The organism is Brevundimonas sp., from assembly GCF_035626535.1.
Lineage (GTDB): Bacteria > Pseudomonadota > Alphaproteobacteria > Caulobacterales > Caulobacteraceae > Brevundimonas.
Window position 1 is genome coordinate 1 of sequence record NZ_DASPNO010000078.1, and the last position, 7,883, is coordinate 7,883.

The following is a 7,883-nucleotide window of genomic DNA, read 5'->3' on the forward strand; positions in this document are numbered from 1 at the left end:
GCGGCCGCGGCTCCCGCCGCCGCTGCGAAGCCCGCCGCGGCTCCGGCTCCGGCGCCGGCCGCCGCCAAGCCGGCCGAGAAGGGCTTCCTGACCGGCCTGCTGGATATGATCTTCGGCAAGCGCTGATCACGGCCTGAAAAGACGAAGCGCCGGAGGAGCGATCCTCCGGCGCTTTTTCGTGCGCGCTCGTCTGAAGCGGGTCAGGCGTCCGGCAGGTCTTCCGCCAGGATGGCCATTTCGAACATGAAGCTGCCGGCCTCGTCCTCGTCCTCGAAGACGACGCCGATGAACTCGTCGCCGACATAGACCTCGGCCGAGTCGCTGGGCTTGCCGCGCGGCTTCAGGATGATGCCGCCCGTGTTGAAGGTGCGCTTCAGGTGCGTCTCGACGCGCTTCATGTCGGCGGTGTTCATGGTCGGCCTCAGGTCTGTCTGGAGCGGCGGACCCTAGAGAAAGGCCCGGCGAAGGGAAACCCTCAACGCTTCAGATGACGAAGTCGTAGACGATGTCGGCCAGGGTATGGTCCATGGTCCGGGCCGGGGCGGCCTCGGTCGGGCAGTTGACCAGCCGCGCGGGGACGCCGGCGACGGTGCAGCCGGCGGGCACCGGCTTGAGCACGACGGAGCCGGACGCGACCTTCGCGTAGTCGCCGACGGCGATGTTCCCCAGCACCTTGGCGCCCGCTCCGAGAAGCACGCCCTTGCCGATCTTGGGATGACGGTCGCCACGCTGGGCGCCGGTGCCGCCGAGGGTGACGGCGTGCAGCATGGAGACGTCGTCGCCGACCACCGCCGTCTCGCCGATGACGATGCCGGTGCCATGGTCGAGGAACAGGCCGGAGCCCAGCCGCGCGGCCGGATGGATGTCGACCTGGAACAGCTCGGACATGCGGCTCTGGAAATGAAACGCCAGGGCGTCACGTCCCTGGTTCCACAGCCAATGGGCCACACGGTGGCCCTGCAGCGCCTGGAAGCCCTTGAAGTAGAGGAAGGGCTGCAGAAGGGTCTTGATGGCCGGGTCGCGCTCGGCCACGGCGCGCAGGTCGGCCTCGGCGGCGGCGACGATCGAGGGATCGCTCTCGAAGGCGTCGCGGCAGATCTCGCGCACCGACATGGGACCCAGTTCCGCGTCGCCCAGCTTGCGGGCGATCTGGAAGCCGAGGGCGGCGGCGAGGTCGCCGTGCGACAGGATCACCGCGTTCATCTGCGAGGCCAGGTGAGGCTCGGCGCGGGCGGTCTCCTCCGCGGCGGCGCGAAGCTGGCTCCAGGTGTCCGGCCGGGCGGCGACGACTTCGAGTTTCGGCATCCGGGTCTCCTTCGGGGACATCATACGCTCGCCAGCATGGCCTTCGCCAGTTCGGGGGGCAGTTCGCCCTCGCGGGCCATATGGTAGGCCCTGAGCGCGGTCGCCACGGTGAACATGTCGCGCACCGCGCCGTGCCCGATCTCGCGCAACAGATCGCCGAACGGGACGCGGGCGACGCGGATGACCTCGGTCGGATCGGGGGCCACAGGCGCGGGCTGGAAGTCCCACGCAATCCAGGACAGGGCGCGCTCGTCGGTGATGGAGTTGGCCATCTCGACCTTCAGCGCCTCGCGCCAGCAGGCGGCCTTGAGCCCCGCCTCCTCGGCCAGTTCGCGGCGGGCGCCCTCCAGCGGGTCCTCGTCGAACGGCGCGCCGCCCTCGGGCATCTCCCACGACCAGTTCATCAGGGCGAAGCGCTGCTGGCCGACCAGGGTGATGGTCCCGTCGTCGTGAACGGGCAGGACGCCGACGGAGATGTTCTTCGGCCGCATGACGACGTAGTCGGCTTCCAGCCCCGTCGGCGCCGTCGCGCGATGGCGGGTCAGCCGCATCCACGGGTTCTCGAAGATCAGGCTTTCGCCGGCGCTGCGCCACGGCGGCGGGCGGCCGGACGGGTCGTCCCAGGCGGGTGTCGGGCGGTCGGCGTCGAAGGCGTCGCGGGAGTCTGTCATCGCCCGCATATGGCGCACGGGCGCGCGGACGACTAGCTAGACCGGATGTCCGACGACGATCTGGGCCAGGCCCTCCCCCTCCCCACACCCTCGGCCGAAATGCAGGCGCGGCTGGCCACGCGCCGTTCGGCTCCGGCCCAGGCCCTGGTCGCCCCGGGGCCGTCGGCCGCGGAGGTCGAACACATTCTGCGGCTCGGCGCCCGCACGCCGGATCATGGCAAGCTGTTTCCGTGGCGGTTCGTGGTCATGGGGCCGCAGAGCCGCGCCGCCCTGTCAGAAGCCCTGCTGCCGCTCGCGGACCGGCAGGCGGATCCGGGCAAGGCGCGCAAGGTGCTGTCCAAGCTGACCGCGCCGCCGGTGAGCGTCCTGGTGGTCTCGACGCCGGTCGAGGGCCACAAGGCGCCGGTGTGGGAGCAGCAGCTCTCGGCCGGAGCGGTGTGCATGAACCTCGAACACGCCGCCAATGCTCTGGGTTATTCGGCCAGCTGGATCACGGACTGGTACAGCTATGACGCGGAAGCGCTTGAACTACTTGGAGTTCAGGCGCGCGAGCGGGTCGCCGGCTTCATCCATATGGGGACGCTGGCCGAACCGCCGCTGGAGCGGCCGCGGCCGGATCTGGCGGCGAAGACCGTCTACCGGATCTGAGCCAGCGCCGCCTCGACGGACAGGCCGGTGACGACCGCCAGCCCGAGCGTCACCGCGATCAGGGCGGCGAGCAGCAAGCCTTCGGTGCGGTCGCGGGCGAAGCGCATGGGCGCAGACTGCGGGGATTCGGCCTTACGGGCGATTACCGATCGCGGACGCCGGCGACGTAGCGGGCGTGCAGCAGCGGCTTGCCGAGCCAGTAGCAGAGCTCGGCGGGGCGTTCGATGTCCCACACGGCCAGATCGGCGGCCTTGCCCGGTTGGAGGGTTCCGGTTTCGCCGGACAGGCCGAGGGCCCTGGCCGCGATGCGCGTGGCCCCGGCCAGCGCCTCCTCCGGGGTGAGGCGGAACTGGACGCAGGCGAGATTGAGGGCCGCCGTCATCGACGCCAGCGGCGAGGTGCCGGGGTTGCAGTCGGTGGCCACCGCCATGGCCACGCCGTGGCGGCGCAGCAGGTCGACGGGAGGCGGCGTGGTCTCGCGCAGCATCAGGAACGCGCCCGGCAGCAGGACGGCGACGACGCCGGCCTGCCCCATGGCGTGGACGCCCGCCTCGCCGGTGTGTTCGATGTGGTCGGCCGAAAGCGCGCCGTATTTCGCCGCCAGCGCCGCGCCGCCGCCGTCGGACAACTGGTCGGCGTGCAGCTTGACCGGAAGGCCGAGGGCACGGGCCTTGTCGAACAGCCGGGCCACCTCGCCGGTGGAGAAGGCGATGGGCTCGCAATAGGCGTCGACGGCGTCGACGAGGCCTTCGGCGTGGGCGGCGGGGAGGATTTCATCCACAGCCTTGTCCACATAGCGGGCGCGGTCGGCCTGGTGCTCGGGCGGCACGGCATGGAGGCCAAGGTAGCTGGTGCGGACGCGCACACCGGCCTCGCGGCCGATGCGGCGGGCGACGCGCAGCATCTTCAGCTCGCTGTCGTGGTCGAGGCCGTAGCCGGACTTGATCTCGACGGTGGTGACGCCGGTGGCGGTCAGGCCCGCGAGCCGGACCAGGGCGCTGGCGTAGAGGTCGTCTTCCGACGCCGCCCGGGTCGCCGCCACCGAAGAGACGATGCCGCCGCCGGCGCGGGCGATTTCCTCATAGGTGGCGCCGCCGAGCCGCTGTTCGAACTCGCCCGAGCGGTCGCCGCCGAAGACGAGGTGGGTGTGGCAGTCGATCAGGCCTGGCGTGACCCAGCGGCCGTCGAGGCGGTGGGTCTCTGCGGCGTCATGCGACGGCAGGTCGGCGCGGCGCCCGGCCCAGACGATGCGGCCGGCGTCGATCAGGAGGGCGCCGTCGTCGATGGCGCCGTAGGGCTCCCCGCCCTCGACCATTGTGGCGAGACGGCAACCGGTGATGAGAGCACCGACCGTCATATCCGCCCATCCCGGCGAAAGCCGGGACCCGGTGGCTTGGGTGACAGGCTGAAGCCATGATGCTGCGGATCGCAGTCCTGATGCGCCTGCGCCTCGCTGGTCAGGACAGGGTCCCGGCTTTCGCCGGGATGAGCGGAAGGGAAAATCATCGCGTCTCGAATCCGGCCAGCAGTTCGCAGAACCAGCGGCCCGCAGTCAGGGAGGCGAGATCGCCGATTTCCAGCGAGGGGTCGTATTCGGTCAGGTCGACCGCCTTGACCTTCGGATGGGCGCCGACGACACGGGTCGCCTCGAAGAAGTCGTGGACGGAGACGCCGCCGGGGCGGGCGCCGGGCGAGGCCGGCCACTGGCTGCGGTCGATGACGTCGATGTCGAAGTCGACGTAGATGAGCTCGGCCAGCGTGGAGAGGCGGGCCAGTTCCTCCTTCACGACGGCGGCGAGACCCTGGTCGCGGCAGTCGCGGGCGGTGCGGACCGAGATGCCGGCGGCCTTCGCCTTGTCGTGGGCCCGTCGGGTGTTGGCGAAGGGCGCGAGGCCGATCTGGCTGATGCGGCGGCCGTCGAGGCCGTCCTCGAGCAGGGCCTGAATCGGGTTGCCGTTGGTGAGACCCTGGTCCGTGTCGCGCAGGTCGAAATGGGCGTCGAGGGTGAGCAGGCTGACGCGGTCGAGGCCGAGGGCATGGACGCCGGGCCGGGTGATGGCGTTGTTGCCGCCGATCAGGACGGTCAGGGCGCGGGATGCCTGCGCCGCCAAGGCGTTGCGGACCGGTTCGAAGGCGTCGGCGGGCGACAGCGCCTTGACCGCCACGTCGCCGGCGTCGTGCACGCGCGTGTTCAGTTCGGCTCCGGCCTCCACGTCATAGGTCGAGAACCGCGGCAGGACGGCGCGGAAGGCCTTCGGGCCCAGGTCGCAGCGCCCGGGCGTCAGGGAGCGCTCGTTGAGGCCGGCGCCGATCAGGGCCACCGGGGCGCCGCGGTGATCGCCGAGCAGGTCCGCGATGGAGCGCCAGCCGAGGGCGTCTGAGTCGGTCATCCATCCACATAACCCCTTCTCCCCTTGCGGGAGAAGGACCTCGCGCCCCGGCCCGCCTCACGCCCTGGCGCGAGCCTTGTCGCCGGCCTGATACATCGACAGGACATGGCCGTCCGGGTCGGCGAACTCGGCCGACCAGCCGCCGGGCGCCTCGCTGACGGGTGTCACGATCGTGGCACCCTTCTCGGCCAAGGCGGTCACGACATCGTCGATGCCGCCCTCCGCCAGGTCGAAGACGATGATCGGCGTGTTGCCGGGCCGCGAGTCCTGTTTGAAGAAGATCAGCTCGACGCCGCCCGCCGTATTCGCCAGCAGCCAGTCGGTTCCCGACCCATCGTCGCCCATGTTGACGACGTCCAGCCCCAGCACGTCGCGGTAGAAGGCTTCGGTGCGGCCCGTGTCCTTCACATAGTAGCAGATGGTCCCGATCCGCGTTTTCCCGAACATCACAATCTCCCTTTCAGCTTTCGGACGACCCTTGTTGCCGCCGCATGGGAATCCGTGAGGACACGACGAAAAGATTTCCATCGGGGTCGTGCGAGCCCAGCGCCGGATGCGGGTCGCGAACCCGGCCCAGCAGCGCGCGCCGCATCAGCCCGAAGGGCAGGTCGCCCCGCAAGGCCGCCATGTTCAGCGCGGCGTCGCCACCCTTCCAGCGACGTCGGATTTCGCTGATTCGCTTGCGCAGCGCGACATCGGAGAGTTGCAGTAGCCAGGCGATCTCGGTCCGCGTATGGCCGGTCAGGGCCAGCAGGGCCGTGGTCCTGAGCGCGGGCGGCAGGTCCTCAACCGGCTGGCGCGACGGGGGCCCGGACGGGATCGCCTCTGGCGCGGCGGCCTGAAACTCCGCTTCGCGCCGGCGACGCCGCGCCGCGCGGCGCGCATCCAGGAGGGCGAGGTTTCTCACCACCCCCGCGAACCAGCGGCGATTCTCGACCTCGGTCAGGTTTCCGCGTCCGGCCTCCAATGCGATCAGCAGCGCGTCCTGCAACAGATCCTCGGCCTCCGGCGGGTGGCGGACGCGCCGGCGGGCCTGGCCCAGTAGCAGCAGATATGTCTTGCGATCCATCCGCTCCTCCCGTCCCGAGGCAGCCTACAGGCCGGCCGCGGGACACCGCAACGCCCCGCCGGGTCCACTCCACCTTCTCGACCGCCCGGAGACCGGTTAGAGACACCGCCATGAACACTACCCCGAACACCCGCATCATCCGCAGCCCCCGCGGACGGGAGATGACGGCGAAGACCTGGGCCGCGGAGGCGGCGCTGCGGATGCTGATGAACAACCTCGATCCCGAGGTGGCCGAGCGCCCCGAGGACCTCGTGGTCTATGGCGGCATCGGCAAGGCGGCGCGGGACTGGGCGGCGTTCGACCGGATCGTCGACGAACTGCGCAAACTGGAGGCGGACCAGACGCTGCTGGTGCAGTCGGGCAAGCCGGTGGGCGTGTTCCACACCCATGCCGACGCGCCGCGGGTGCTGATCGCCAACTCCAACCTCGTGCCGAAATGGGCGACCTGGGAGCATTTCAACGAGCTCGATCGCAAGGGTCTGATGATGTACGGCCAGATGACGGCCGGCTCGTGGATCTACATCGGCACGCAGGGCATCGTTCAGGGCACCTACGAGACCTTCATGGAGGCCGGGCGCCAGCACCACGGCGGCGACTGGACCGGCAAATGGATCCTGACGGCAGGGCTGGGCGGCATGGGCGGGGCGCAGCCGCTGGCCGCGACCATGGCGGGGGCGTCCTGCCTCGCGATCGAATGCCAGCGCAGCCGGATCGAGATGCGGCTGAAGACCCGCTACCTCGATGTGATGGCCGAGACCCTGGACGAGGCCCTCGCGCTGCTGAACCGGTCACTTGAAGAGAAAAAGCCGATTTCAATAGGGCTGTTGGGAAATGCGGCTGAGGTGTTGCCTGAGCTGGTGAAGCGCGGCGTTCGACCCGATCTGGTGACCGACCAGACCTCGGCGCACGACCCGGTCAACGGCTATCTGCCGGCCGGCTGGACCGTGGCGGAGTGGGAGACGAAGCGGCAGGCCGACCCGGCCGCCGTCGAGGCCGCGGCGCGCAAATCCATGGCCGTACACGTGCAGGCGATGCTCGATTTCCATGCGCAGGGCGTGCCGACAACGGACTACGGCAACAATATCCGCCAGGTGGCCTTCGACGAGGGCGTCGAGAACGCCTTCGATTTCCCGGGGTTCGTGCCGGCCTACATCCGCCCCCTGTTCTGCCGCGGCATCGGGCCGTTCCGCTGGGCCTCGCTGACCGGCGATCCGGAGGATATCCGCAAGACCGACGCGGCGATGAAGACGCTGTTTCCGGACAACGCCGGCCTGCACCGCTGGCTGGACATGGCGGGCGAGCGCATCGCCTTCCAGGGGCTTCCGGCGCGCATCTGCTGGATCGGGTTGGGCGACCGCCACCGCGCCGGACTGATGTTCAACGACATGGTGGCGTCGGGCGAGTTGTCGGGACCGATCGTCATCGGGCGGGACCATCTGGACAGCGGGTCGGTGGCGAGTCCGAACCGCGAGACCGAGGCGATGAAGGACGGCTCGGATGCCATTTCCGACTGGGCGATCCTGAACGCAATGATCAACGCGGTGGGCGGCGCAACCTGGGTCTCGTTCCACCATGGGGGCGGCGTGGGAATGGGCTACAGCCAGCACGCCGGGCAGGTCATCGTGGCCGATGGAACGCCCGAGGCGGCGCGGCGGCTTGAACGGGTCCTGACCACGGATCCCGGCATGGGCATCGTGCGCCACGCGGACGCGGGGTACGAGGAAGCCATCGCAGCGGCGAAGCGGCACGGGATCAAGATGCCGATGCTGGAGAAGTAGAGACCATGCTACGTAGACCAGC

At 69.9% G+C, this 7,883-nt stretch carries 9 protein-coding genes; 2 read left to right on the plus strand and 7 right to left on the minus strand.

What is annotated here, in order from left to right; all coding sequences use genetic code 11:
- Positions 1–200 precede the first annotated feature (200 nt).
- The 3 genes from VEC04_RS12125 to VEC04_RS12135 all read right to left on the minus strand — a co-directional run bounded on the left by VEC04_RS12125 (position 201) and on the right by VEC04_RS12135 (position 1,976).
- Positions 201–413, minus strand: coding sequence for a DUF3126 family protein (locus tag VEC04_RS12125; protein WP_324777196.1), 213 nt, complete (start codon positions 411–413; stop codon positions 201–203).
- 70 nt (positions 414–483) lie between these two features.
- Positions 484–1,305 (minus strand): serine O-acetyltransferase, encoded by an 822-nt coding sequence (gene cysE, locus VEC04_RS12130; RefSeq protein ID WP_324777198.1) that lies wholly within the window; start codon positions 1,303–1,305, stop codon positions 484–486.
- A gap of 20 nt (positions 1,306–1,325) precedes the next feature.
- Positions 1,326–1,976 (minus strand): NUDIX hydrolase, encoded by a 651-nt coding sequence (locus tag VEC04_RS12135; protein ID WP_324777200.1) that lies wholly within the window; start codon positions 1,974–1,976, stop codon positions 1,326–1,328.
- 45 nt (positions 1,977–2,021) lie between these two features.
- On the opposite strand from VEC04_RS12135, the gene VEC04_RS12140 reads away from it, so the two are divergent.
- Positions 2,022–2,624, plus strand: a complete 603-nt coding sequence (locus VEC04_RS12140) for a nitroreductase (protein ID WP_324777202.1) — start codon at positions 2,022–2,024, stop codon at positions 2,622–2,624.
- A gap of 142 nt (positions 2,625–2,766) precedes the next feature.
- Here the strand turns inward: VEC04_RS12140 and hutI are convergent, their stop codons facing one another.
- The 4 genes from hutI to VEC04_RS12160 all read right to left on the minus strand — a co-directional run bounded on the left by hutI (position 2,767) and on the right by VEC04_RS12160 (position 6,083).
- The gene (gene hutI / locus VEC04_RS12145; protein WP_324777204.1) at positions 2,767–3,981 is read right to left on the minus strand and encodes an imidazolonepropionase; all 1,215 of its coding nucleotides are present in this window, start codon (positions 3,979–3,981) and stop codon (positions 2,767–2,769) included.
- Positions 3,982–4,126: 145 nt separating this feature from the next.
- A complete protein-coding gene (locus VEC04_RS12150) occupies positions 4,127–5,014 on the minus strand; it encodes an agmatinase family protein (protein WP_324777206.1) in 888 nt (295 codons plus the stop codon).
- Positions 5,015–5,071: 57 nt separating this feature from the next.
- Positions 5,072–5,461, minus strand: coding sequence for a VOC family protein (locus tag VEC04_RS12155; RefSeq protein WP_324777208.1), 390 nt, complete (start codon positions 5,459–5,461; stop codon positions 5,072–5,074).
- A gap of 13 nt (positions 5,462–5,474) precedes the next feature.
- Positions 5,475–6,083 carry an RNA polymerase sigma factor gene (locus VEC04_RS12160; protein ID WP_324777210.1) on the minus strand — a complete coding sequence of 203 codons (609 nt, stop codon included), beginning with the start codon at positions 6,081–6,083 and terminating at the stop codon, positions 5,475–5,477.
- A 110-nt stretch (positions 6,084–6,193) separates the two neighbouring features.
- Between VEC04_RS12160 and hutU the strand changes: the two genes are divergently transcribed.
- Entirely contained in the window at positions 6,194–7,861 is a 1,668-nt protein-coding gene (gene hutU, locus VEC04_RS12165; RefSeq protein WP_324777212.1) for a urocanate hydratase, read from the plus strand.
- Positions 7,862–7,883 lie beyond the last annotated feature (22 nt).

Coding starts and splice junctions, on each gene's coding strand:
- VEC04_RS12155 (WP_324777208.1), bottom strand. CDS start 5,461: ATGTTCGGGAAAACGCGGATCGGGACCATCTGCTACTATGTGAAGGAC.
- VEC04_RS12150 (WP_324777206.1), bottom strand. CDS start 5,014: ATGACCGACTCAGACGCCCTCGGCTGGCGCTCCATCGCGGACCTGCTC.
- VEC04_RS12135 (WP_324777200.1), bottom strand. CDS start 1,976: ATGACAGACTCCCGCGACGCCTTCGACGCCGACCGCCCGACACCCGCC.
- hutI (WP_324777204.1), bottom strand. CDS start 3,981: ATGACGGTCGGTGCTCTCATCACCGGTTGCCGTCTCGCCACAATGGTC.
- VEC04_RS12125 (WP_324777196.1), bottom strand. CDS start 413: ATGAACACCGCCGACATGAAGCGCGTCGAGACGCACCTGAAGCGCACC.
- VEC04_RS12140 (WP_324777202.1), top strand. CDS start 2,022: ATGTCCGACGACGATCTGGGCCAGGCCCTCCCCCTCCCCACACCCTCG.
- VEC04_RS12160 (WP_324777210.1), bottom strand. CDS start 6,083: ATGGATCGCAAGACATATCTGCTGCTACTGGGCCAGGCCCGCCGGCGC.
- hutU (WP_324777212.1), top strand. CDS start 6,194: ATGAACACTACCCCGAACACCCGCATCATCCGCAGCCCCCGCGGACGG.
- cysE (WP_324777198.1), bottom strand. CDS start 1,305: ATGCCGAAACTCGAAGTCGTCGCCGCCCGGCCGGACACCTGGAGCCAG.